This is a genomic window from Pseudorhodoferax sp. Leaf274, from assembly GCF_001422445.1.
Lineage (GTDB): Bacteria > Pseudomonadota > Gammaproteobacteria > Burkholderiales > Burkholderiaceae_C > Pseudorhodoferax.
The window spans coordinates 171,136-194,814 of the sequence record NZ_LMNA01000030.1; the positions used below are offsets into that span (position 1 = coordinate 171,136).

General features: G+C 71.1%; 21 protein-coding genes. 13 read left to right on the forward strand and 8 right to left on the reverse strand.

The genetic code is table 11. From position 1 onward, the window contains the following. Positions 1-46 precede the first annotated feature (46 nt). The gene (locus ASF44_RS27620) at positions 47-1,093 is read left to right on the forward strand and encodes an ABC transporter substrate-binding protein (RefSeq protein ID WP_056902482.1); all 1,047 of its coding nucleotides are present in this window, start codon (positions 47-49) and stop codon (positions 1,091-1,093) included. A 37-nt stretch (positions 1,094-1,130) separates the two neighbouring features. Here ASF44_RS27620 and ASF44_RS27625 read toward each other — a convergent pair whose 3' ends face one another. Then, positions 1,131-1,883, reverse strand: a complete 753-nt coding sequence (locus ASF44_RS27625; RefSeq protein WP_082525090.1) for a FadR/GntR family transcriptional regulator — start codon at positions 1,881-1,883, stop codon at positions 1,131-1,133. Between the two features lie 141 nt (positions 1,884-2,024). On the opposite strand from ASF44_RS27625, the gene ASF44_RS27630 reads away from it, so the two are divergent. The 4 genes from ASF44_RS27630 to ASF44_RS27645 all read left to right on the forward strand — a co-directional run bounded on the left by ASF44_RS27630 (position 2,025) and on the right by ASF44_RS27645 (position 7,469). Continuing rightward, positions 2,025-3,458, forward strand: coding sequence for an aldehyde dehydrogenase family protein (locus ASF44_RS27630; RefSeq protein ID WP_056902483.1), 1,434 nt, complete (start codon positions 2,025-2,027; stop codon positions 3,456-3,458). 25 nt (positions 3,459-3,483) lie between these two features. Beyond that, on the forward strand, positions 3,484-4,578 hold the full coding sequence (locus ASF44_RS27635; protein WP_056902484.1) for a TRAP transporter substrate-binding protein: 1,095 nt from the start codon (positions 3,484-3,486) through the stop codon (positions 4,576-4,578). Further along, on the forward strand, positions 4,578-5,744 hold the full coding sequence (locus ASF44_RS27640) for an alpha-hydroxy acid oxidase (RefSeq protein WP_056902485.1): 1,167 nt from the start codon (positions 4,578-4,580) through the stop codon (positions 5,742-5,744). Before ASF44_RS27635 ends, ASF44_RS27640 begins: the two co-directional genes overlap by 1 nt. Before the next feature lie 96 nt (positions 5,745-5,840). Beyond that, the gene (locus tag ASF44_RS27645) at positions 5,841-7,469 is read left to right on the forward strand and encodes a PAS domain-containing methyl-accepting chemotaxis protein (RefSeq protein WP_056902486.1); all 1,629 of its coding nucleotides are present in this window, start codon (positions 5,841-5,843) and stop codon (positions 7,467-7,469) included. Here ASF44_RS27645 and ASF44_RS27650 read toward each other — a convergent pair whose 3' ends face one another. Further along, positions 7,470-9,005, reverse strand: a complete 1,536-nt coding sequence (locus ASF44_RS27650) for a transglycosylase SLT domain-containing protein (RefSeq protein ID WP_056902487.1) — start codon at positions 9,003-9,005, stop codon at positions 7,470-7,472. Then, entirely contained in the window at positions 9,002-9,793 is a 792-nt protein-coding gene (gloB, locus tag ASF44_RS27655) for a hydroxyacylglutathione hydrolase (RefSeq protein WP_056902488.1), read from the reverse strand. The genes ASF44_RS27650 and gloB overlap by 4 nt, the downstream gene beginning before the upstream one ends. Here gloB and ASF44_RS27660 point away from each other — a divergent pair. The 5 genes from ASF44_RS27660 (at position 9,792) to ASF44_RS27680 (ending at position 14,074) form a co-directional block, all read left to right on the forward strand. Continuing rightward, on the forward strand, positions 9,792-10,616 hold the full coding sequence (locus ASF44_RS27660; protein WP_200930680.1) for a class I SAM-dependent methyltransferase: 825 nt from the start codon (positions 9,792-9,794) through the stop codon (positions 10,614-10,616). The two genes, gloB and ASF44_RS27660, sit on opposite strands and share 2 nt — an antisense overlap. Next, on the forward strand, positions 10,613-11,062 hold the full coding sequence (rnhA, locus tag ASF44_RS27665) for a ribonuclease HI (protein WP_056902490.1): 450 nt from the start codon (positions 10,613-10,615) through the stop codon (positions 11,060-11,062). Before ASF44_RS27660 ends, rnhA begins: the two co-directional genes overlap by 4 nt. Next, entirely contained in the window at positions 11,059-12,510 is a 1,452-nt protein-coding gene (sbcB, locus tag ASF44_RS27670) for an exodeoxyribonuclease I (protein WP_056902491.1), read from the forward strand. Before rnhA ends, sbcB begins: the two co-directional genes overlap by 4 nt. A gap of 191 nt (positions 12,511-12,701) precedes the next feature. Then, complete coding sequence (locus tag ASF44_RS27675) at positions 12,702-13,547, forward strand: NAD-dependent protein deacetylase (RefSeq protein ID WP_056902492.1); 846 nt, start codon at positions 12,702-12,704, stop codon at positions 13,545-13,547. Positions 13,548-13,648: 101 nt separating this feature from the next. Further along, positions 13,649-14,074, forward strand: a complete 426-nt coding sequence (locus ASF44_RS27680; RefSeq protein ID WP_056902493.1) for an RcnB family protein — start codon at positions 13,649-13,651, stop codon at positions 14,072-14,074. Positions 14,075-14,086: 12 nt separating this feature from the next. Here the strand turns inward: ASF44_RS27680 and ASF44_RS27685 are convergent, their stop codons facing one another. The 3 genes from ASF44_RS27685 to ASF44_RS27695 form a co-directional block, all read right to left on the reverse strand. Next, entirely contained in the window at positions 14,087-14,791 is a 705-nt protein-coding gene (locus ASF44_RS27685; RefSeq protein WP_056902494.1) for a glutathione S-transferase N-terminal domain-containing protein, read from the reverse strand. Positions 14,792-14,875: 84 nt separating this feature from the next. Next, positions 14,876-18,586 (reverse strand): patatin-like phospholipase family protein, encoded by a 3,711-nt coding sequence (locus ASF44_RS33015; protein WP_056902495.1) that lies wholly within the window; start codon positions 18,584-18,586, stop codon positions 14,876-14,878. Between the two features lie 100 nt (positions 18,587-18,686). Further along, on the reverse strand, positions 18,687-19,967 hold the full coding sequence (locus ASF44_RS27695) for an amidohydrolase family protein (protein ID WP_056902496.1): 1,281 nt from the start codon (positions 19,965-19,967) through the stop codon (positions 18,687-18,689). Between the two features lie 194 nt (positions 19,968-20,161). On the opposite strand from ASF44_RS27695, the gene ASF44_RS27700 reads away from it, so the two are divergent. From ASF44_RS27700 to ASF44_RS27710, 3 genes are read left to right on the forward strand one after another with little or no spacing between them, the layout of a single operon-like run. Further along, positions 20,162-20,542, forward strand: a complete 381-nt coding sequence (locus tag ASF44_RS27700) for a response regulator transcription factor (RefSeq protein WP_056902497.1) — start codon at positions 20,162-20,164, stop codon at positions 20,540-20,542. Further along, a complete protein-coding gene (locus ASF44_RS27705) occupies positions 20,539-21,150 on the forward strand; it encodes a chemotaxis protein CheC (RefSeq protein ID WP_156374737.1) in 612 nt (203 codons plus the stop codon). Before ASF44_RS27700 ends, ASF44_RS27705 begins: the two co-directional genes overlap by 4 nt. Before the next feature lie 31 nt (positions 21,151-21,181). Continuing rightward, on the forward strand, positions 21,182-22,180 hold the full coding sequence (locus ASF44_RS27710; RefSeq protein ID WP_056902498.1) for a GGDEF domain-containing protein: 999 nt from the start codon (positions 21,182-21,184) through the stop codon (positions 22,178-22,180). Here ASF44_RS27710 and ASF44_RS27715 read toward each other — a convergent pair whose 3' ends face one another. Both ASF44_RS27715 and upp read right to left on the reverse strand, forming a co-directional pair. After that, positions 22,181-23,014 carry an LOG family protein gene (locus tag ASF44_RS27715; protein WP_056902499.1) on the reverse strand — a complete coding sequence of 278 codons (834 nt, stop codon included), beginning with the start codon at positions 23,012-23,014 and terminating at the stop codon, positions 22,181-22,183. 13 nt (positions 23,015-23,027) lie between these two features. Next, the gene (gene upp / locus ASF44_RS27720; RefSeq protein ID WP_056903037.1) at positions 23,028-23,657 is read right to left on the reverse strand and encodes a uracil phosphoribosyltransferase; all 630 of its coding nucleotides are present in this window, start codon (positions 23,655-23,657) and stop codon (positions 23,028-23,030) included. Between the last annotated feature and the right edge of the window lie 22 nt (positions 23,658-23,679).

Genomic DNA, 23,679 nt, shown 5'->3' on the forward strand with positions numbered 1-23,679 from the left:
CAGGGCATGACTATGCTGGGCCGGCCTTGTGCCAGGAACCAGAACCATGCAGACGCCTGCTTTTCGACGACGCTGCATCGTGGCTGCCGGCCTGGCCGGTGCGGCGTGGGTGGCCGCTCCTGCCCTGCGGGCCCAGGAGAAACCCGAGAGAACGCGGCTGACCCTGGCCGTGGGCGGCAAGGCCACCTTCTACTACCTGCCGCTGACCATTGCCGAGCAGCTCGGCTACTTCAAGGCCGAGGGCCTGGATGTGGTGGTCGAGGACCATGCCGCGGGCGGGCACGCCATGCAGGCCGTGCTCAGCGGTACGGCCGACATCGGCGCCGGCCCCTTCGAGTCCCTCGTGTTGCTGCGCAGCCGCAACCTGGCCTACCAGTCCTTCGTGCTGCAGGGGCGCGCGCCGCAGATCGCCATGGGCGTTTCCACGCGCACGCTGGCCCAGTACCAGGGCCTGGCGAGCCTGCGCGGGCGCAGCATCGGCGTGTCGGCACCGGGCACATCCACGCAGATGGTGGCGCAGTTGCTGCTTGCGCGCGCCGGCGTCAAGCCGCACGAGGCGCGCTTCGTCGGCGTGGGCACGGGGGCCGAGGCACTGGCCACGCTGCGCGCGGGCGAGCTCGACGCCATGAGCAACACCGAGCCCGTGATGACCATGCTCGAGCAGCACGGCGATGTGCGCATCGTGGCCGACACGCGCACGCTCAAGGGTTCGCAGGACCTGTTCGGCGGCAACATGCCGGCCGCCTGCCTGTATGCGTCCACCGCCTTCATCGCGACCCAGCCGCGCGTCTGCCAGGCGCTGGCCCACGCCATCGTGCACGCGCTCAAGTGGCTGCAGACGGCCGGCCCCGGCGACATCGTGCGCACCGTGCCCGAGAACTACCTGCTGGGCGACCGCGCGCTCTACCTCGCCTCGTTCCAGAAGGTGCGCGATACGATTTCTCCCGACGGCCTGGTGCCCGAGGACGGTGGCGCCACGGCCTTGCGCACGCTGGCCAGTTTCGATGCAGACATCGACAGCGCGCGCATCGATCCCGCCAGGCTGTTCACCAACGCGTTCGCGCGCAAGGCCAAGGAGCGCTTCAAGCTCTGACGCGGCAACGCAAGGCAGCGCCATGCACGGCCGGGCCTCAGGTGCCCGGCTCGATCTCCAGCATGCGCACGCGCGCGTTCTCCACGTGCGCGCGCATGGCGTGGCGCGCGGCCTGCGGGTCCTGCGCGCGGATCAGCGCGAAGATGTGTCGGTGCTCGTCCAGCGCATCCTGGGTGCGGCGCCAGGGCTGCATGCGCGCCAGGTGGCGCCACAGGTTGACGGCATGGCTCACGTCGTACTCCAGCGACTTGAGCACCTGCGCCATGCGCGGATTCGCCGTGGCCTGGGCAATGGCCTCGTGGAAGCCGTGGTCGAAATGGTGGGCCACGTCGCCGCGGCGGTTGGCATGCTCGAAACCCTCCAGCATCTCCTCCATGCGGGCCAGGTCGCGCGGCTTGCGGCGCATCGCGGCGAGGTAGGCGCATTCGGGCTCGACCACCAGCCGCAGCTCCAGCCCATGCGCGATGTGGCTCAGGTCGGCCGTGCTGCGCGCCAGTGGCACGATGGGCATGGTGGCGGGTTCGGTGCGCACATAGGTGCCCGAGCCGCGGATGGATTCGACCAGCCGGTCGCTGCGGAGCCGGTCCAGCGCCTGGCGCACCACCGGGCGCGAGACCTGGAAGCTGGCCGCCAGTTCCACCTCGGACGGCAGCCGCGCGCCCGGCGCCAGGCGGCCGGTCATGACCGCATGGAACAGACTCTCGTACACGCGTTCGGCAAACCGCTCGTGCCGCACGGGCTGCAGGCCCAGGGGCAGGGACGGTGCGGCTGGTTCTTCTGAATTTGTCATCCGAATTGACTTGTAGACGCGATCGTGCACCGGCAGGAAGCGGGATAGTACGGAGTCGGCGCATGAAGTAGTAAAACACTTTGACAACTCTGGCGGCAAGCTCCTAACATCCGCGCCGCCAACGTCGGCCAGGAGACAAGCATGCAGCAGCATTTCATCGGCAACCGCCGCGTCGCGCCCGCCTCGGGCGAAAGCATCCCCGTCGTCGATCCGTCCGACGGCCAGGTCTTCGACGCCATCGCGCGCGGCAATGCAGCCGACATCGACCTGGCCGTGGCCGCCGCGCGCGGGGCCTATGAAGGCGACTGGGGCCGGTTGACCGCGGCCGAACGTGGCCGCCTCATGCACAAGCTGGCGCTGCACCTGGCCCAGCACACCGACGAGCTTGCGCACATCGAGGCGCGCGACGCCGGCAAGCCCATGAAGCAGGCACGCGCCGATGCGCTGGCCATCGTGCGCTACTTCGAGTTCTATGCCGGTGCCTGCGACAAGCTGCACGGCGAGACCATTCCCTACCAGAACGGCTACACGGTGCTGACCTGGCGCGAGCCGCATGGCGTGACCGGCCACATCGTGCCGTGGAACTACCCTCTGCAGATCTTCGGCCGCAGCGTGGGCGGCGCGCTGGCCGCCGGCAACGCCTGCGTGGTCAAGCCGGCCGAGGACGCCTGCCTGTCGCTGCTGCGCGTGGCAGAACTCGCGGCCGAGGCCGGCTTTCCGAGCGGCGCCATCAACATCGTGACGGGCTATGGCCACGAGGCCGGCGACGCGCTGGTCAAGCACCCCGGCATCGACCACGTGTCGTTCACGGGCTCGCCCAACATCGGCAAGGTCGTCACGCGCGCGGCCTGCGAGAACCACACCCCGGTCACGCTGGAGCTCGGCGGCAAGAGCCCGCAGATCGTGTTCGCCGATGCCGACCTCGATGCGGCGCTGCCCGTCATCGTCAACGCCATCGTCCAGAACGCCGGCCAGACCTGCTCCGCGGGCAGCCGCCTGCTGGTCGAGCGCAGCGCCTACGAAGCCGTGCTGGCGCGCCTGGGGCCGATGTTCGCCGCGCTGCGCGTGGGCTCCTCGCAGATGGACCTGGACTGCGGCCCGCTGATCCGCAAGACCCAGCAGCAGCGCGTGGCCGGGTTCCTGGACGAGGTGCGGCGCGACGGCCTGCCCATCGTGGCCCAGGGCAGCGTCGACCCGGCCGCGCCGCAGGGCGGCTTCTACCAGCCGCCCACGCTGGTGCGCGACGTGCCCGTGGCGCACCGGCTGGCGCAGGAAGAGGTGTTCGGCCCGGTGCTGGCCGCCATGCCCTTCGACGACGAGGCGGACGCCGTGCGCATCGCCAACGCCACCGACTACGGCCTCGTGGCCAGCGTCTGGAGCCGCGACGGTGGCCGCCAGTTGCGCATGGCGCGCCAGCTGCGCGCGGGCCAGGTGTTCGTCAACAACTACGGCGCGGGCGGCGGCATCGAGTTGCCGTTCGGCGGCGTCAAGGCCAGCGGCCATGGGCGCGAGAAGGGATTCGAGGCGCTCTACGCGTTCACGGTGCTCAAGACCGTCGCCATCCGCCACGACTGAAGCCACACACGGAGACACCGAGAACATGCAACGCAGACGATTCCTGGCCCGCGGCAGCGTGGCCGGCACCCTCGCAGCGGGCCTGGCCGCGCCCGCGCTCGCGCAAGGCAGCAACCCGCAGGTCCGCTGGCGCCTGGCCTCCAGCTACCCGAAATCGCTGACCACGATCTATGGCGCCATGGACATGGCGGTCAAGCGCGTCGGCGAGCTGACCGAGGGCCGCTTCAACATCTCGCTGCACGCCGCCGGCGAACTGGTGCCGGCGCTGCAGGTGCTGGATGCCGTGCAGTCCGGCTCGGTGGAGGCCGGCCATTCCGCCAGCTACTTCTACATCGGCAAGGACCCGGCCTACGGCTTCGGCACCGCGCTGCCGTTCGGCCTCAACGCACGCGGGCAGAACGCCTGGCTCTACGAGGCGGGCGGCATGGACCTGCTCAACGAGTTCTATGCCACGCAGGGCGTGGTCATGCTGCCGGTGGGCAACACCGGTGCGCAGATGGCCGGCTGGTACCGCAAGGAGATCAAGACCCCCGAAGACTTCAAGAACCTGAAGTTCCGCGTCGGCGGTCTGGCCGGCATGGCCCTGGCCAAGCTCGGCGTGGTGGCCCAGCAGCTGGCGGCCGGCGACCTGTACCCGGCGCTGGAGAAGGGCGTGATCGACGCCGCCGAATTCGTCGGCCCCTACGACGACGAAAAGCTGGGCCTGCACAAGGTGGCCAAGTACTACTACTACCCCGGCTGGTGGGAGGGCTCGGCCACGCTGAACCTGTTCATCGGGCCCAAGGCCTGGGCTGCGCTGCCGGCGCACTACCAGGCGGCCGTGCGGGTCGCGGTGGCCGAGGCCAACCAGTGGTCCACCGCCAAGTACGACACCGAGAACCCGCGTGCGCTGGCGCGGCTGGTGTCGGGCGGGGCGCAGCTGCGCGGCTTCTCGCGGCCGGTGCTGGACGCCTGCTACAAGGCCACCGAGCAGCTCTACACCGAGCTGGCCGACAAGAGCCCGGCGTTCCAGAAAATCTTTGCGCACTGGATCAAGTTCCGCAACGAGCAGGTGGTCTGGCAGCAGTACTGCGAGGCCCCGTTCGACACCTACATGGCGGCCGTTTCGCGCAGGCGCTGATGGCCCGGCTGGACCGCGCGCTGTCCATTGCCGACCTGCGCGCCATCGCGCGGCGCCGGCTGCCGCGCTCGGTGTTCGAGTTCATCGACGGGGGAGCCGAGGACGAGCTCACGCTGGCCGACAACCGGGCCGCGTTCGAACGCGCGCGCATCGTGCCGCGCGTGCTGGTCGACGTGTCCGCGCCCGACCTGTCGACGGACATCGCCGGCACCCCGTCGGCCGCGCCCTTCGTGGTGGCGCCCATGGGCTCGTGCGCGCTGGGCTGGCCCGGTGCCGACATCGCCATCGCGCGGGCGGCGGCGGCGCACGGCATTCCCTACACGCTGTCGACCATGTCGACCACCGGCATCGAGCGCATGGCCGATGCCGTGCAGGGGCCGCTGTGGTTCCAGCTCTACGTGCTGCGCGACCGCGCGTTCAACGCCACGCTGGTGCAGCGCGCCTGGGCCGCGGGCTATGGCACGCTGGTCGTCACGGTGGACCTGCCGGCTGGCGGCAAGCGCGAACGCGACCTGCGCAACGGCGTCGCCATCCCGCTGCGCATGACGCCACGCCACCTGTGGGAGGGGCTCACCCACCCAGGCTGGGCATGGCGCATGGCGCGCGGCGGCAGACCGGGGTTCGAGAACGTGCGCGGCCTGCTGGGCGACGACAGCGCAGGCCTGACGATCGCGGCCAGGGTCGGCCAGAACCTGGATGCGTCCTACGGCTGGGACGACCTGCGCGTCCTGCGCGACAGCTGGCCCGGCCGGCTCCTGGTCAAGGGCGTGGAGCACCCAGACGATGCCGAGCGGCTCGCGGGCCTGGGCGTGGACGGCATCTGGGTGTCCAACCACGGCGGGCGCCAGCTCGATGGCGCCCAGGCCTCTGCCGATGCGCTCGCGGCCATTGGCGCGCGGCTGGCAGGGCGCCTGCCGCTGCTCGTCGATTCCGGAGTGCGGCGCGGCGTGGACGCGCTCAAGGCCCGCATGCTGGGCGCGCAGGCCGTGGCCATCGGCCGTGCCGCGCTGTTCGGCGCCTGCGCGGGCGGCCAGGCCGGCGCCCACCGTGCCATCGCCATCCTGCTCGGCGAGCTGAAGCTGGCGATGCAATTGGCCGGCGTCGCCGCGCTGGCCGATGCCCGGCGTTCCGACCTGTTGCGCAACACGACTGGCCCGCAGACTTGACGCAGGTCAATTCGCGCGTCGGCCGCGCGAAATTTTGATTTTATTTGCTTGTTTATGTGACTAGACTGTGCGTTCCGACCAACGAGTGGGGACAACATGCGCAACAACCAGCCCATCACCGGGCACGAATACCAATTCCCTGCCGACCAGACGTTGGTCTCGGTGACCGACCTGAAAGGCCGCATCACCTACTGCAACCCGGCCTTCATCGAGGTCAGCGGCTTCACGCGTGACGAACTGCTGGGCCAGCCGCACAACCTGGTGCGGCATCCGGACATGCCGGCCGAAGCCTTCCGCGACATGTGGGCCACCATCCAGGGCGGTGCGCCCTGGAGCGCCCTGGTCAAGAACCGGCGCAAGAACGGCGACCACTACTGGGTGCAGGCCAACGCCACGCCGATGATGGATGGCGACCGCATCACCGGCTTCCTGTCGGTGCGCACCCACGCGGCGCGTGCCCGCGTCGAGGCGGCCGAGCGCCTGTACGCCAGCATGCGCGAAGAGGCGGCCAGCGGCAGCCTGAGCCACGTGCTGCAGAGCGGCGAGGTGCGGCGCCGCGACCTCTGGGGCCGGGTCGCGCAGGGCCTCAAGCCGCAGGCCAACGGCAAGCTGCTGGCGCTGCAGTTGACGGCCTCCGCCGCCATCGTGCTGGCCAGCTGGTTCGACCTGCCAGACGCCGCGGTCCTGGCGGTGGCGGCCGTGGCCACGGCCGGCGCGGTGTGGGGCGTGCGCCAGCTCATGCTGGCGCCGCTCAAGGGCCTGGTGGCCGACGCCAACCGGCTCGCATCGGGCGACCTGTCGCACCGGGTGGCCACCGACGCCACGGGTGCGGTGGGGCACCTGCAGCGCGCGCTGATGCAGATGTCGGTCAACCTGCGCACCGTGGTGTCCGATGTGCGCTCGGAGGTGCGCCAGCTGGGCGAGGCCGTGGGTGAGATCGCCGCCGGCAACCACGACCTGTCGGCCCGCACCGAATCGCAGGCCAGCAGCCTGCAGCAGACCGCCGCGTCGATGGACCAGATCAACGGCACGGTGGAGCAGAGTGCGACCTCTGCGTCGCGCGGTGCCGAGCTGGCGCACGCCACCTCGGAGGTGACCGAGCGCAGCAACGCCGCCGTGCTGGCCGCCGCCGAAACCATGGAGCGCATCACGCAGTCGTCCAAGCAGATCGGCGAGATCGTGCAGCTGATCGAGGGCGTGGCCTTCCAGACCAACATCCTCGCGCTGAACGCCGCGGTGGAGGCGGCGCGCGCCGGCGAGAGCGGCCGTGGCTTTGCCGTCGTGGCCTCGGAGGTGCGTGCGCTGGCACAGCGCAGCTCGGGTGCGGCGCGCGAGATCCGCGAGCTGATCGTCGAGTCGGCTGCCCGCGTGGAGCAGGGCGCCAGCCGCACGGGCGAGGCGCGCGAGCGCATGCAGCAGGCCCTGTCTTCCGTGGCCAAGGTGCGCACCGCGCTGGACGAGATCAGCAGCGCCGCACGCGAGCAGCAGCGGGGCATCGCGCAGATCAACGAGGGCGTGAACCAGATGGACGGCATCACGCAGCAGAACGCGGCGCTGGTGGAGCAACTGGCCGCAGCGGCGCAATCGTTGCAGGGCCGGACCCAGGGCGTCAGCGACTCGATGCGGCTGTTCCGGCTGGTGCGTGGCGAGCAGTCGCTCGCCGAGGTCGATGCGGTGGCGCTGCGGCGCGCGGCGCGCCCGGAGCTGGTCGGGGAGGCCGCCTGATCAGCGCGCGGCGCGCTTCTTGGCCGGCTGCCGCGCCGACGGTGCGGCCTGGCGCGTGGCGGGGCGGCTCTTGGCCACCGTCTGCGTGCGGGCCGCGGTGGCGCGCACCGGCAGGAACAGGGTAATCGCCTGGCCGGCGCGCAGCGCGGCCGAGGGTGCGATGTCGTTCCAGTCGGCAACCTGCGCGGTGCTCACGCGGTAGCGCCGCGCCAGGCTGGCGATGGTGTCCTTGCGCGCGGCCTTCACGACGGTCTTGCGCGTGACGATCTCGGGCGCCAGTTGCAGGCTGGCGTTGTCGGCCATCTGGCTCGTGACATCGCCCATCTTGCCCGAGCGCGGCACCACCAGCACCGAGCCGGCCTTGATCAGCATGCGCGGCGGGATGTTGTTGACGTTGCGCAGGTCTGCCTCGCTCATGCCCACGCGGTCGGCGGCCACGGCCACGCTCATGGTGCTGGGCACGGTCCAGGCGCCCCAGCTCGCGTACTGGCCCTTGGTGTGGGCATCCAGGTTGCGCTTGAACACGAGCGCGTTGTCCCACGGCAGCAGGATCTGCGGCGTGGCGGCGGCCAGGATCACCTGCTTGTTCATCGCCGGGTTGAGCGCGCGGAAGTCGTCGGGCGAGACGTCGGCCAGCCGCGCGGCCAGCGCCACGTCGATGTCGTGCGACAGGTCGACCATCTGGAAGTAGGGGTGGTTCTCGATCAGCGGCAGGTCGGCGCTGAAGCGCTCCGGCTGGGCCACGATGTTCTTGACCGCCTGCAGCTTGGGCACGTAGTAGCGTGTCTCGTTGGGCATGGACAGGTCGGTGTAGCCCGTCGGCAGGCCGGCGCGCTGGTTGCGCGCGATGGCACGGCCCACGCTGCCTTCGCCCCAGTTGTAGGCTGCCAGCGCCAGGTGCCAGTCGCCGAACATGCCGTAGAGCTTCTGCAGGTAGTCCAGCGCCGCGCGCGTGGAGGCCAGCACGTCGCGCCGGTCGTCGCGAAAGATGTTCTGCTTGAGCTCGAAGTAGGTGCCCGTGGCCGGCATGAACTGCCACATGCCCGCGGCCTTGGCCACCGACACCGCCTGCGGGTTGAAGGCGCTCTCGATGTAGGGCAGCAGGGCCAGCTCGGTCGGCATGCCACGCACCTCGAGTTCCTCGACGATGTGGAACAGGTACTTGGACGAGCGCTCGGTCATGCGCTGGATGTAGTCGGGCCGCGTGGCATACCACTGCTCGCGGTCGCGCACGAGATCGCTGTCCAGGTCGGGCATGGCGAAGCCGCGGCGGATGCGCTCCCACAGGTCGGCCGGCGGCAGCTGCAGCGTGACGGGCCCGGAGCGCAGTTCTGACGAGGTGATGGGGCTCAGCGGGCCCGCGGGAATGATGGCCTGGCGCGGGCCGGCCGGGATGGCGGCGCCGTCCACCTGCACGGTGGTGCCGGGAGGCTGGGGGGCGTTGGCGGAGATCGTGGAGCCGGGGCGGTCGATGCTGGCGCAACCGGTCAGCCAGAGCAGGGCCGCCACGCCGAGGTACTTCATCAGGACATTCATTTGAATTCGTTTTTCCACTGCCGTAGCGCGGCCAGCACGCCGACGGCGTCCTGCGCGCCGGCGTCGAAGCCACGGGCCGCTTCGGCCACCAAGGGTTCGCGTACGCGCAGGAAGGGATTGATGCGCCGTTCCAGCGCGATGCGCGAAGGCAGCGTGGGCTGGTTCAGCGCGCGTTGTTGTTCGCACTGCGCGCTGTAGTGGAGCAGATCCTCGCTCGCAGGTTCCACGGCGCGTGCAAATTTGAGGTTGGACAGCGTGTACTCATGGGCGCAGCACACGCGCGTGTTGCCGGGCAGGGCGGCGAGCCGGTCGAGCGAGTCCAGCATCTGCGCGGGCGTGCCTTCGAACAGACGGCCGCAGCCGCCCGAGAACAGCGTGTCGCCGCAGAACAGCACGGGCGCGCCGTCCGCATCGTCCAGGCCCACGCACCAGTAGGCGATGTGGCCGGCCGTGTGGCCCGGCACGTCGATGACCTCGAAGGCCAGGCCTAGCGTGGCGGGATCGGCCGGCAGGCGGTCGCCACCGGACACGCGCGTGAGGGGCTCGGGGATGCGCTCGCGCGACGGGCCGAACACCTGGGCGCCCGTGGCATCGCGCAGCGCCGCCACGCCGCCGACATGATCGGCGTGGTGGTGCGTGACTAGAATCGAGCGCAGTTGCAAACCGCGGCGCTGCAAGGCCTCGAAGACCGGCGCGGCATCGCCCGGATCGACCACCAGCGCCGCCTGTCCGTCGTGCAGCATCCACACGTAGTTGTCGGCGAAAGCGGGCAGCGCAATGAGTTCCATGAGCGGTCAAATTATAGGTTTGCACGAATGGTTCCAGACCCCGCCCGGCCGCTATCTGCTGGCCTGGGAGCAGGCCGCGTTCGACCGGGCGGTGGCCGACGTCTTCGGTTACCACGCGTTGCAATTGGGCGCGGGCGAACTCGATGGGCTGCGCGCCTGCCGCATCCAGAACCGCTGGCTGGCTGCGGCCGAACTGCCGGGCACGGCCGGCCGCGCCGCGTTGGCCTGCGACTTCTCGGCCTTGCCGTTCGAATCGAACAGCCTGGACCTGGTGCTGCTGCCGCACGCGCTCGAACTGAGCCCCGACCCGCATGCCACCTTGCGCGAGGTCGAGCGTGTGCTCGTGCCCGAGGGCCAGGCCGTGATCTGCGGTTTCAACAGCGCCAGCCTGTGGGGCCTGCGCCAGCGCCGCGGGCGGCTGTACCGCAAGCTGGGCCTGGGCCAGCTGTACCTGCCGGCCGATGGCGAGTTCATCGGCTACCTGCGGCTGCGCGACTGGCTGCGGCTGCTGTCCTTCGAGGTCGAGTCCAGCCGTTTCGGCTGCTACCGGCCGGCCGTGGACAGCGAGGCCACGCTCGGCCGTTTCGGCTGGATGGAGCCGCTGGGCGAACGCTGCTGGCCCATTCTGGGCGCGGTCTACTTCGTCACCGCCGTCAAGCGGGTGCGTGGCCTGCGCCTGCTCGAGGCCAACTGGAAGGGCGCGCGCAAGCTCACCACCCGGCCCGTGCCGCTGGCCAACCGGCGCCCGCGGCGCCCTGTCCACGAGCCGGCGCACGCTGCGCCGGCGCCTTCTGTTTCCAAGAGAGAAAAAGGACTGCGTTGAACCACGTCGAGATCTACACCGATGGCGCCTGCAAGGGCAACCCCGGCCCGGGCGGCTGGGGGGTGGTGCTGAAGTCGGGCACGCTCGAAAAGGAGTTGTTCGGTGGCGAGCTGGCCACCACCAACAACCGCATGGAGATGACCGCCGTCATCGAGGCGCTGGCCGCCCTCAAGAAGCCCTGCGAGGTCACGCTGTACCTGGACAGCGAGTACGTGCGCAAGGGCATCACCGAGTGGGTCAAGGGCTGGAAGGCGCGCGGCTGGGTCACCTCGACCAAGCAGCCGGTGAAGAACGTGGAACTGTGGCAAAAGCTCGACGCGCTGGTCGCCACCAGCGGCCACAAGATCGACTGGCGCTGGGTGCGCGGCCATGCCGGCAACCCCGGCAACGAGCGCGCCGATGCGCTGGCCAACAAGGGCGTGGACAAGGCATTGGGGCGCGCATGAGCCATACCTTCCTCTGGCACGACTACGAGACCTTCGGGGTCGTGCCGCGGCGCGACCGGCCCTCGCAGTTCGCCGCCATCCGCACCGATGCCGAGCTCAACGAGATCGGCGAGCCCATCATGCTGTACTGCCAGCCGGCGCCGGACTACCTGCCCGATCCCGGCTCTTGCCTGATCACCGGCATCACGCCGCAGCTGTGCCTGGAGCGCGGCGTGCCCGAGGCCGAGTTCGCCGCGCGGATCGAGGCCGCGTTCAGCCAGGCCGGCACCATCGGCGTGGGCTACAACACCATCCGCTTCGACGACGAGGTCACGCGCTTCCTGTTCTGGCGCAACCTGATCGACCCGTATGCACGCGAGTGGCAGAACGGCTGCGGCCGCTGGGACCTGCTGGACGTGGTGCGGCTCACCCACGCGCTGCGGCCCGAGGGCATCCAGTGGCCGCAGCGCTCCGCCGAGGAAGGGGGCGGCCCCAGCTTCAAGCTCGAGCACCTGAGCGCGGCCAACGGGCTGGTGCACGATGCCGCGCACGATGCGTTGTCCGACGTGCGCGCCACGATCGCGCTGGCCCGCCTGATCCGCCAGGCGCAGCCCAAGCTGTTCGACTTCGCGCTGGCCCTGCACAAGAAGGACCGCGTGGCCGCGGAGCTGGGCCTGCCGACCGCACCGCAGGCAGCGCGGCCCTTCCTGCATGTCTCAGGCATGTTCGGCACCGAGCGCGGCTGCCTGGCGCTGATGTGGCCGCTGGCCATGCACCCGACCAACAAGAACGAGCTGCTGGCCTGGGACCTCGCGCACGACCCGCGCCAGCTGGATGGCCTCACCGTCGAGGACGCGCGGCTGCGCCTGTACACCCGCGCCGCCGACCTGCCGCCCGGCATGGCGCGGCTGCCGCTCAAGAGCGTGCACCTGAACAAGTCGCCGATGGTGGTCGGCAACCTCAAGACGCTGGCGCCCGCGATGGCCGGGCGCTGGGGCCTGGACCTGCCCGCCCAGCTGGAGAACGCCGCGCACGCCGCCGCGCTGCCCGACCTGTCGGACCTGTGGGAAGGCCTGCTGCGCCGCGAGCCCCAGGCCACGCCCGACGTGGACGAAGACCTGTACGGCGGCTTCATCGGCCCGGCCGACCGGCGCCGGCTGAACCAACTGCGCCAGCAGTCGCCGCAGGCACTGGCCACGGCGCGCAACAGCTTCGACGATGCGCGCCTCGAGGAGATCTTCTTCCGCTACCGTGCGCGCAACTTCCCCGACACGCTGTCCGAGGAAGAGCAGGAACGCTGGCAGCAGCACCGCGCCGCGCGGCTGATCGAAGGCGAGGGCGGTGTCCGCAACGTGGACCAGTTGCTCGAGGAGCTCGACCGCCACGGCCAGGATGCCGATGCGCGGGGCGCGGAGATCCTCGAGGCCCTGCACGCCTATGTCGAGGACATCACGGCGGATCTCGGCTGAAATGAAACCACCCCGTTTGGCTGGCTCACTTCGTGTAGCCATCCGATACCCCTCCAGGGGCGCCGCCAGCGGCCGGGCAGAGCCCGTTCCGCGGCGTCCGCTGGCATGGCCTGCTCCGCGGCCTTCCGAGCCTTTGCTTGCGGCCCGGTTTCGTGGGCTGCGGGTGGCGCGCAGCGCCGTGGAAAACTGAGATGCAGGCACCAGCCGCACCAGCCGCACCGACCGCACAGGCCGCGCAAGCCGCGCTGGCCGCGTTCGTCGCCCGCCATGCGCGCCTGCTGGTGCTGACGGGCGCCGGCGTCAGCACCGAGTCCGGCATCCCCGACTACCGCGACGCCAACGGCGACTGGAAGCGGCCGCAGCCCGTGACCTACCAGGCCTTCACGGGCGAGGAGGCCACGCGCAAGCGCTATTGGGCGCGCAGCCTGCTGGGCTGGTCCACCATGGCCCACGCGCAGCCGGGTGCGGCCCACCTGGCGCTGGCGCGGCTGGAGGCCGCGGGCCGCGTCGAACTGCTGCTGACGCAGAACGTCGACGGCCTGCACGGTGCCGCCGGCAGCCAGCGCGTGGTCGACCTGCACGGCCGCATCGACACCGTGGTCTGCCTGGGCTGCGGCACCCGCTCGCCGCGCGCCGCGCTGCAGCTGGAGCTGGTGGCGCGCAACCCGGCCTTCGCCGGCCTGTCCGCAGGTGCCGCGCCCGATGGCGATGCCGACCTGGAGCTGGCCGATTTCTCGGGCTTCGATGTGCCGCCCTGCAGCCGGTGCGGCGGCATGCTCAAGCCCGACGTGGTGTTCTTCGGCGAATCCGTGCCGCGCGAACGCGTGGCCGAGGCCATGGCCGCGCTGCAGCGCGCCGACGCCGTGCTGGTGGTCGGCTCTTCGCTGATGGTGTATTCGGGCTACCGTTTCGCCCTGGCCGCGGCCGAGCGGGGCCTGCCCATCGCCGCCCTGAACCTGGGCCGCACGCGCGCCGATGCTCTGCTGTCGCTCAAGGTCGAACTGCCGATCGGCGCCGCGCTCGCGGCGCTGGCCTGATACCAGGCTTTGCACAAGGCCAGCATTGCGCCACGGCTGCTTTACATTCGCGCCCTAAGCTCGATTCCAGCCTGGCACACCGGGCAGAGAAAGGACTCCAGATGAACCGCTCGAGATTCACCGCCGCGCTGCTGGCCCTGACGTTGGGCGTGTCGGCCGTCGGTGTCGGCGCGCAGCCGCGCGACCGCGACGACGACAGACATGGCCGCCAGGACCGCCGCCACGACGACCGCCGCGATGACCGGCGCGGTCCGGGCCGCCACGACGACCGCGACCACGGCCGCCCATCCTACAACCCGCACCGCGGCCCGCCGCCCCACGCCCATGGCGGCCCGCCGCCGCGCCATTGGCACCGTGGCGAGCGCCTGCCGCCGGCCTACCGCGCCCGCACCTACGTGATCGAGGACTGGCGCGGCCACCACCTGCGCCAGCCGCCGCGCGGCCACCGCTGGGTGCAGGTCGGGGCCGACTATGTACTGATCGCCATCGCCACCGGCGTCATCGCGCAGGTCATCCTGTCGCAGTGAGCCCGGGCCGGCTCAGGGGGCCGGAGGGATCGCCAGCCCGCGCTGCACGGCCGGCCGTGCGGCGAAGGCGTCCAGCACGCGCCGCACCTCGCGGAAGTCGTCGAAGCCCGTGATCTCGCCGGCACCATAGAAGCCGGCGAGGTTGCGCACCCAGGGGAACACCGCGATGTCGGCGATGGTGTAGTCCTTGCCCATGAGCCAGTCGCGCCCGGCCAGACGGCCATCGAGCACCTGCAGCAGCCGGCGCGATTCGGCCACGTAGCGGTCGCGCGGGCGCTTGTCCTCGTAGTCCTTGCCGGCGAATTTGTGGAAGAAGCCGAGCTGGCCGAACATCGGGCCGATGCCGCCCATCTGGAACATCAGCCACTGCAGCGTCTCGTAGCGCGCGGCTTCGTCCTGCGGCATCAGCTGGCCCGTCTTGGCCGCCAGGTAGACCAGGATGGCGCCCGACTCGAACAGCGCCAGCGGCGCGCCGTTCGGCCCATTCGGGTCGAGGATGGCCGGGATCTTGTTGTTCGGGTTCAACGACAGGAACTCGGGCGAGAGCTGGTCGTTGGTGTCGAAGGCGACCCGGTGCACCTCGTAGGGCAGGCCGGTTTCCTCCAGCGCGATGGAGACCTTGACGCCGTTGGGCGTGGGCAGGGAGTACAGCTGCAGGCGCTCGGGGTGGCGCGCGGGCCACTTCCTGGTGACGGCGAAGGCGGACAGATCGGGCATGGTGCTTTGGAACCCTTGGGGAAATGGACGAAGCGCGCAGCATAGGCCGGCGCCGGGCGCCATGCGCGGCCGGGGTCTTGGCGTTCAGGGCGCGGCGCGCGACTTGGGCAGCGGCGGCGGCCGGCTCTCGCTGGCGGGCAGCGGATGGTCCTGCAGCGTGGTGTCGGCCGGCGCCACCCAGACCTCCACCGTGTTGGGCCTGGGGCGGTAGCGTGCCGACAGCGGTTCGACGATCCAGTCCGTGAAGCCGGCCTTGGGCCCGAGCGCACGCGCGCAGGCCAGCGACGCCGGGTCGTGGAAGCGCACCGTGGTCCGCTCCACCGGCACCGGGCTGGCGTAGCCGCGCGCGTTGGCGGTTTCCACCACGTCCTCCAGCGGCGGCACCTCGGCGCCCATGGCGCGCCAGGTGCGGCGCAGCGGCCAGACGGCGCGGCGTTGGCTCGGGCCGTAGATCTGCATGAAGACCGTGGTGCCCGCGCATTCGTGGCTGGGCGTCGGCGTGGGCAACGGCGGCAGCGTGGCGCCCGGCGAGGGCGGCGCCACCGGCGTGCCGCTGGCGGCCGGGACCGGCGCGCGCGCGAACACGCCTTCGGCGAAGCGGCCGGTGTAGCGGCAGCCGGCCGGTGGCCCGTCGCGCGGTGCGCCAGTGGCGGTCTGCTGCAGGTAGACACGCTCGGCCACGACCGGATCGCAGGGGTGCGAACTCGAGGCCGCGCCCTTGCCGGTGTAGTCGTACACCCAGTAGCGCGGCGGCGGCGCCACCGCCAGGATCTCGGGCGCCGGCACCAGGCAGCTGCTGTTGGAGCGCGTGTCGGCGTGGCGCTCGCCGGTGGCCAGCAGCGCGGCGCAGGCGGCCGGCAGGGTGTCCGTCAGCGCCGCGCATTGCTGCATGGCCGACTGGTGGATGCGCCGGGCCAGGTCCGAGCGCGTGAACCAGCGCGCCTCGTCGGTCGGGCACAGCGTGTCGGCCGTGCGCAGCAGCGCGGCCGCCAGGTTGCTGGCGGCCGCCGGGTCGGGCCGGGCCTGGCCGCCGGGCGTGGCCTTGGACCACAGGTCGGCCAGTTCCTTGAGCGCGGCGCGCTCGTCCAGCGTCTGCTTGGAGAACGCGGTGCGCGCCGTCTCGATGGCCTGCCACACCGTCACGCCCAGCGTGGCGGCAGCGCCCAGGCTCAGCGTGGCGCCCACTGCCGTCGCGGCGCCGCTGATGCGGGCCGGCAGCCGGCCGCCGGCGGCGCGCGCACCTTCGTGCTCGAGCGCGGCGCGCGAGGCCTGCGCGGCGGCAAAGGGCGAGCAGTCGTCGTCTTCGAACCAGGCCGCCGGGTCGCGCAGCAGCTCGCCGATCCAGGCGCGGTTGAGGTTCTGGCCCAGGAAGGTGCCCAGGTGGAAATAGCTCTCCCACTGCGCCTCCGAGAAGAACTGGTCGGCCGTGGTCTCCTGCGGAAAATCGGGGTTTTGGCGCTTGAAGTTGACGAGGTCCACCGGCAGCCCGTCGCACAGGTTGGGCTTGATGACGATGAGGATGCCGGTGGATGGCTGCGCACCGCCGTACAGCACCTTGGCCAGCGCCAGGCAGGCCGTGCTCTCGGGCGAGGCCAGGTCGTTGAGCGAGCCGAAGCGGACCAGCCCGGCAGGGATCTCGTCGCTGCCCGCAGGCAGGCGGCGCGGCCGCTGGAACAGGATGTCGGCCTGCAGGTCGATGCGCGCCTTGCGCACCAGGTCCTCCAGGTTGTCGAAGCCGTAGCGCGGGTCGGCGCCGCAATCGGCCAGCACGATCACCTCGGCGCGTTCGGCCAGCAGCGCATAGGCGCCGGTGTTCTCGAAGTGGCCACCGTCGGTCAGGAACCAGTTGTCGCCGCGTCCGCCCATGAAGCTGCCGAAGGTCTCGCTGAGCACGCCGCAGGACTTGACGAACAGCCGGGGCCAGCGGCGCGCCGTGCCCGTGCGCGCCGACACGTTCCACCAGTAGCCGAGCCGGATGCCCGCGAAGGTGGCCAGCGCGGAGATGCCGCCGCGCGTGAGGTTGCCCAGGCCCGGCGCGATGGCCGCCCCCGAGATCGCCATCCAGCCGCCCAGGGTGGGCAGGCCGTGGGCCGGCGGGCGTTCCCAGTCTTCCTGCGAGACCTTGAGCAGCCCGCCGGAGGCCACCGACAGCGGCAGGCCGCGCCGGTCCTGGTTGAACAGGCCGCCGCGCGGGTCGCGCGTCTGGTTGATGCACACGTTCATCAGGTGCACCGGCCCGCCGCAGTCCTGCGGCCGGTAGCGCTCCATCGCCACATCGTCGTCGGCGTTCAGGTCGTCCACGGGAATGTGGCGGCGGCGCACCGGCAGCACGGGCGGCACCTCGTTCAATGCGGACAGCGCGCCGGGCCCCGCGCCCAGCCGCGCGCCGTTGGCCGCGCCCAGGTAGCTGCGCACGATGCGGGCCTGGTAGAAGGCGTGCAGCGAGGACAGGTTCAGGAACTCCACGTTGCGCGCCGTCGCCAGGAAGAAGACCGCCAGCGGCAGCAGGAACACCAGCCACATCTGCCAGCCCTGCGCGAACTGCGCGCCGTTGTAGCTGAACACCGCGCCCATGACCGCCTTGTGCACGAGCGAGACCCACCAGATGCACAGCGCGAACGACAGGCCATAACCCAGCACGCGGCCGATCACCAGCAGCGCGCGCGTGAGGATGCGCCCGGGCAGCAGCTGCGAGGCCAGCGGCAGGGCGGTGCGGATGATGGCGGCCCAGGCCGCCAGCCACAGCGCGGCGGCGCCTTGCCCGGCCTCGGTCAGCGGCTCCAGCTCGAAGGCGAGGAACCAGGCCGCGCGGTCGATCAGCCCGGCCAGCGCGATGGCGCTGAACCAGCGGAAGGAGTTGGCCAGCTGGGCCGTCAGCTCGCTGCGTGCGGTGTCGGCGGTGGGGCCGGCGGCCCGCAGCCTGGCGCGGCGCAGCGCCACGGCCCCGAGCGGCACGGCCAGCAGCCACAGCAGCAGCAGGCCGGCCGTGATGCCCCACAGCGTGGTGCGCATGACCTCGCCCACCGGGCTGATGCTGGCCTCCACCAGCCGCCAGTACCACGCCAGCAGCCAGGCCGTGCCCGCTGCCACCGCCAGCCAGCCGGCCACCGCCCAGCGCCGCGCCAGCAGGAGCCAGGGCACGATCCAGTACGCCATGGCGCGCACGGCGCCCAGCAGCACCACGAACGGCAGCAGCAGCCAGGCCATGGGCACCCACAGCGGCACCCAGTCCGGCAGGTTGCGCAGCGTGGCGAACACCGGCGTGGGATGCGTGAAGCCCAGGTGGTGCGCCAGCTGCCAGCCCGCGAGGTTGCCGGCCGTCAGCAGCACGCCCAGCAGCAGCGCCAGCATGCCGAGCTCGAAGTGGATGGCGACCAGGTTGCGGATGTACAGCGCGGCCACGAAGGTGGCGTCGCGGGCGCCGCGCGGAATCAGGTAGCGGCCATTGGCGCGCAGCCACCAGACGAACCAGTTGGTGCGTGCCGCGCCCAGGGCGTGCTGCACCCGGGCGGCCTCCTGCGGGGTGGTGGCGCGCGAGAACAGCCGCCCCAGCAGGCCGCCGATGTGGCCGCCGCCCGAGACGGTGGACAGCAGGTCGAAGCGCAGCAGCAGCCCCTCGCGCGCCAGTGCGCGCAGCAGGCCGAAGCAGAAGGTGGCGCTGCGGATGCCGCCGCCGGACAGCGCCAGGCCCCACAGGCCGGCTTCTTCCAGCGGCTTGCCCAGCTCGTCGTCGGTGCCGGCGTTGGCCCAGGCCTGCCGGCGCACCTGCACCTGCTTGCGCAGTTCGTTGTCCACGCCGCCTCCGTCCGCTGTTGTGCCGGGACCGAGGCTAGCCCTGGCGCGCTCGAACCGCGCCGGGCGAATCATTTCGTTACGTTGCCGGGCCCTTCGCCGCTCAGCGGCGCGCCGGCATGAACGCGGTCGCGTCCGGGCGGTCGGGCAGGTGCAGGCGGGCGGTGGCCGGTGGACTCTCGGCCAGAACCCGGCCCTTGCGCACCACCTTGAGCCGCGTGGCGCGCAGCCGGATCGCCTCGACCGGGTCGCGCGCCTGCAGCAGCACGAAGCTCGCGTCGCAGCCCGGGGCCAGCCCGTACCCGCGCAGCCCCATCACACGCGCGGCGCTGGTGGTCACGGCGTCGAAGCACTGCGCCATGCCGGCCTCGCCGGTCATCTGCGCCACGTGCAGGGCCATGTGGGCCACCTCCAGCATGTCGCCGGAGCCCATGCCGTACCAGGGGTCCATCACGCAGTCGTGCCCGAAGGCCACGGTGACGCCTGCGGCCAGCAGCTCGGGCACGCGCGTCATGCCACGGCGCTTGGGGTAGCTGTCGTGCCGGCCCTGCAGCGTGATGTTGATGAGCGGGTTGGCCACCACGCTGACGCCACTCTCGGCGATCAGCGGCAGCAGCTTGCTGACGTAGTAGTTGTCCATGCTGTGCATGGAGGTGCAGTGCGAGCCGGTGACGCGGCCCGACAGGCCCAGCCGCAGGGCTTCGCAGGCGAGGGTCTCGATGTGGCGCGACAGCGGGTCGTCCGATTCGTCGCAATGCATGTCCACCGGCAGGCCGCGCTCGGCCGCCAGTTCGCACAGCAGCTTCACGCTGGCCGCGCCCTCGGCCATGGTGCGCTCGAAATGCGGGATGCCGCCGACCACGTCGACGCCCAGGTCCAGTGCACGCTGCAGGTTGGCCAGCCCGCCCGCGCTGCGCAGCACGCCGTCCTGCGGGAATGCGACCAGCTGCAGGTCCAGGTAGGGCGCCACGCGGCGGCGCACCTCCAGCATGGCCTGGACGGGCAGCAGGCTCGGGTCGCTGGTGTCCACGTGGCTGCGGATGGCCAGCAGGCCGCGGGCCACGGCCCAGTCGCAATAGGCCAGCGCGCGCTCGACCAGCGCCTCGGCCGTGAGCAGCGGCTTGAGCTCGCCCCACAGCGCGATGCCTTCGAGCAGCGTGCCGCTCTGGTTGATGCGCGGCAGGCCGCGGCTCAGCGCCGCGTCCATGTGGAAGTGCGGATCGACGAAGGGCGGGCTGACCAGCAGTCCGCCGGCGTCCAGCGTCTGGTGCGCGGGGGCCTGCAGGCCTGGCGCCACCTCGACGATGCGGCCGTCCTGCACGGCGATGGACATGTCGGATGCGCCGTCCGGCAGCGTGGCGTGGGTGACGAGAAGATCGAGCATGGCGTGGTTCGCGGCCGCGCGTCGCGGCGGGCTGGTGCAATGGCGTTGCCCTGCAGTATCCATGCCACGGCCCGCGGCCTCGCGGCCTCGCCGTCCCGGGGGCGGGCGCCGGATGGTGCGATGCCTGCACCTAGAATTCGCCCCCACGTATTCGACTATTGCGCCGGGCCCACGGCCGGCGCACCATTGGCCCCATGTCCAGCGCGCCCCCCAAGACCCTCCTGATCGTTGACGACAGCCGCGTGTCGCGCATGATGATCCGAACCCTGGTGACGGCCCGCAAACCGCACTGGACCCTGCAGGAATGCGAGAGCGGCGACGAGGCGCTGGCCCGGCTGGCACATGGCGTGCCCGATTACGTGAGCATGGACATCAACATGCCTGGCACCATCGGCACCGATGTGGCCGAACGCATCCTGCAGACCTATCCGCAGGTGCGCGTGGTGGTGTTCTCGGCCAACGTGCAGGCCGTGCACCAGGCGCGTGCCGCCGCGATGGGCGCCTGCTTCGTGTCCAAGCCCGTGGGCGATCGCAGCGTGCAGCAGGCCCTGAACTTCTTCGACGAGGCCCCGTGATCGCGCTGACCGAGCTGCAGACCGACGCGCTGGCAGAAATGTTCAACGTCGGCGCAGGGCACGCGGCGGCCAGCCTGTCGGAGATCGTCGGCGACGAGGTGCTGCTGTCGATCCCGCGCATTGCGTTCTGCCACCGCGACGACCTGGGCAGCAACCTGTCCTCGCTGCGCAGCGAGCGGCTGGGCGCGGTGCGGCAGGACTTCAGCGGTGCGTTCTGCGTCAGTGCCTCGCTGCTGTTCACCGAGGACAAGGCGCTGGAGATCGTGCGCGAGATGCTGGGCTCGCAGGTCAGCGTGGACGACCTGCCCGAGTTCGAGCAGGAAGCGATGTGCGAGCTGGGCAACATCATCCTCAACGCCTGCATGGCGGCGATCTCGGAGATGCTGGGCGTGGAGATGACCAGCACGCTGCCGCAGTACCTCGTGAACCGCACGGAGAGCGTGCTGGACGAACTCACATCCGACATGCAGCAGCCGGTCGTGCTGGTGCTGCACATCGACCTGACCATCGAGAAGCGCGAGACGCACGGCGCCCTGGTGTTCCTGCTGAGTTCTGCGTCGTTCCACGAGCTGATCGCGGCCGTCGACAGGTTCCTGGCGCGCATTTGAACGGTCAAGAGGCTTCGCGCCCAAGGCACCGATGACAGACCCGCATCCGACGGTCGACTGGCCGATGCTGTACGACGCATTGGCGCTGGGCCTGGTGCTGCTCGACGGCAAGGGCCGCGTGCTGCACTGGAATGCCTGGATCAGCCGCTACGCCGGCATCGCCCTGGCCGATGCGCAGGGCCGCACGCTCGACGAGGTGTTTCCCGATGCGCTGTCCGGCCCGTTCCGCAAGGCGCTGGGCAATGCGCTGCGCCACCGCCTGCCCATCGTGCTGTCCAACGTGCTGCACCGCGCGCCGCTGCCGCTCTATGCGCGGCCCGAGCACCGGGCTGGCGGCCAGCGCCTGCCGCAGTCGGTGACGATCACGCCGGTGGCCCAGCCCGGCGCCACCCATCTGTGCCTGCTGCAGGTCACCGACACCAGCACGCTGGCCACGCGCGAGCGCGTGCTGCAGTTGCGCTCGGACCGCCTCTCGCGCGAGGCCGTGATCGATGGCCTCACCGGCATCTACAACCGCAAGTACCTGGACGACAAGCTGCGCTCCGAGCTGGAGCGCGCGCAGCGCACACAGGTTCCGGTGGCGCTGGTGATGTTCGACGTGGACAGCTTCAAGGCCTACAACGACACCTATGGCCATCCGGCCGGCGACCGGGTGCTGGTGGCCATCGCCCATGCCGCGCGCGAGCAGATCAACCGCGGCACCGACGTGCTGGCCCGCTACGGCGGCGAGGAATTCGCGGCCGTGCTGCCGGCGTCCGACAAGCTCGGCGCGCAGCGCGTGGCCGAGAAGATCCGGGCTGCCGTCGAAGCGTTGGCCATCCCGCACCTGGCCTCGAGTGCGGCCCCCCGGGTGACCGTGAGCCTGGGCGTGGCCTGCCACGATCCGCGCGACGGCCACCACGCTGCCGACGAACTGCTCGAGCTGGCCGACCGTGCGCTCTACGTCGCCAAGCGCAATGGCCGCAACCAGGTGCGCTGGACCGTCAGCAGCGCCGCGCCGCTGGACGTCTTCCCGTTGGCGCAGCCCTGATCAGCGCGCCAGCCGCATGTCGCGCGCGAGCGCGGCGGCCAGCATCTGCGGATCCTCGACATAGCGGATGAGGTCGGTGACCTCGCCCGCGCGGATGGTGCCCAGCCGGGCCATCTCCTGCACGCGCTGCTCGAAGCCCTTCCAGTACACCGCGCGCGGACCGACCAGGTAGATCGGCACCGGGTCGAGCTGGCGGCTCTTGATCGACTCCACCGTCTGGTAGATCTCCCACTCGGTGCCGGTGCCGCCGGGCGTGACGACCACGGCCGCGGCGTGCAGCACCATCATGGATTCGCGCATGGCCACGCTCGTGAACACCAGCCCGTCGCTGACGATGGGCTGGCCCTGCCAGGTCTGGAAGGCGAGCCGGGCATCGGCCTTGTCGCGCGCGGGGCCGTAGTAGGTGGTGTAGCCGATGCTGGGGCCGCCGGCCTCGGTGGCGCCGCGCGCGGCCGCCTCCATCATGCCGGGGCCGGCGCCGGTCAGGATCGGGAACGTGGCCCCGTGCGCGCGCGTCCAGTCGGCGGCGAAGCGCCGCACGCCCTGGTAGAGCCGGCCGCTGTCGGTGGGCGGCGCGCCGGCCTTGTCCTCGCCCAGCCGCGAGCTGCCGTACACCACGACGAAGCCGCGCGGGTACTTGGCGGCCTTGAAGGCCTCGGCGCACTGCAGGTCGCGCGCCATGTCGGCCGCCGTGAGACGGTTCTCCTCGCCCTTGTAGGGGCCGGTGTAGCTCGCGTTGGGCGCCACGCTGGTGCAGGCCGTGGAGGCCGGCGGCGTGGCACAGCCCTGCAGCAGGGCCATGACGGTGGCGAGGGCCAGGCAGGCGGCGCGCATGGTCGTGGCCCCGCTACTTGGTGCCGAAGATGCGGTCGCCCGCGTCGCCCAGGCCCGGCAGGATGTAGCCGTGCTCGTTGAGCTGGCGGTCGATCGCCGCCGTGTAGATCGGCACGTCGGGGTGCTCCTTCTGCATGGTGGCGATGCCCTCGGGGCAGGTCAGCAGGCAGACGAACTTGATCGACTTGGGGTTGAGCTCCTTGAGCCGCTCGACCGCCGCGCTGGCCGAGTTGCCGGTGGCCAGCATCGGGTCGACGACGATGATGTCGCGCTCGTGCATGTCGTGCGGCATCTTGAAGTAGTACTCCACGGCCACCAGGGTCTTGGGGTCGCGGTACAGGCCCACATGGCCCACGCGCGCGCCAGGCACGATGTTGAGCATGCCTTCCAGGATGCCGTTGCCGGCGCGCAGGATGGACACGAACACCAGCTTCTTGCCGTCGATGACGTTGGAGCGCATGGTCTCCAGCGGCGTCTCGATCTCGATCTCCTGCATGGCCATGTCGCGCGTGACCTCGTAGGCCATCAGGCTGGACAGCTCGTTGAGCAGCCGGCGGAAGGTGTTGGTGCTGGCATCCTTGCGGCGCATCAGCGTCAGCTTGTGCTGCACCAGGGGGTGGTCGATCAGGTGGACGTTGGACATGGCTGCGTTGTTGTTGGTTGGA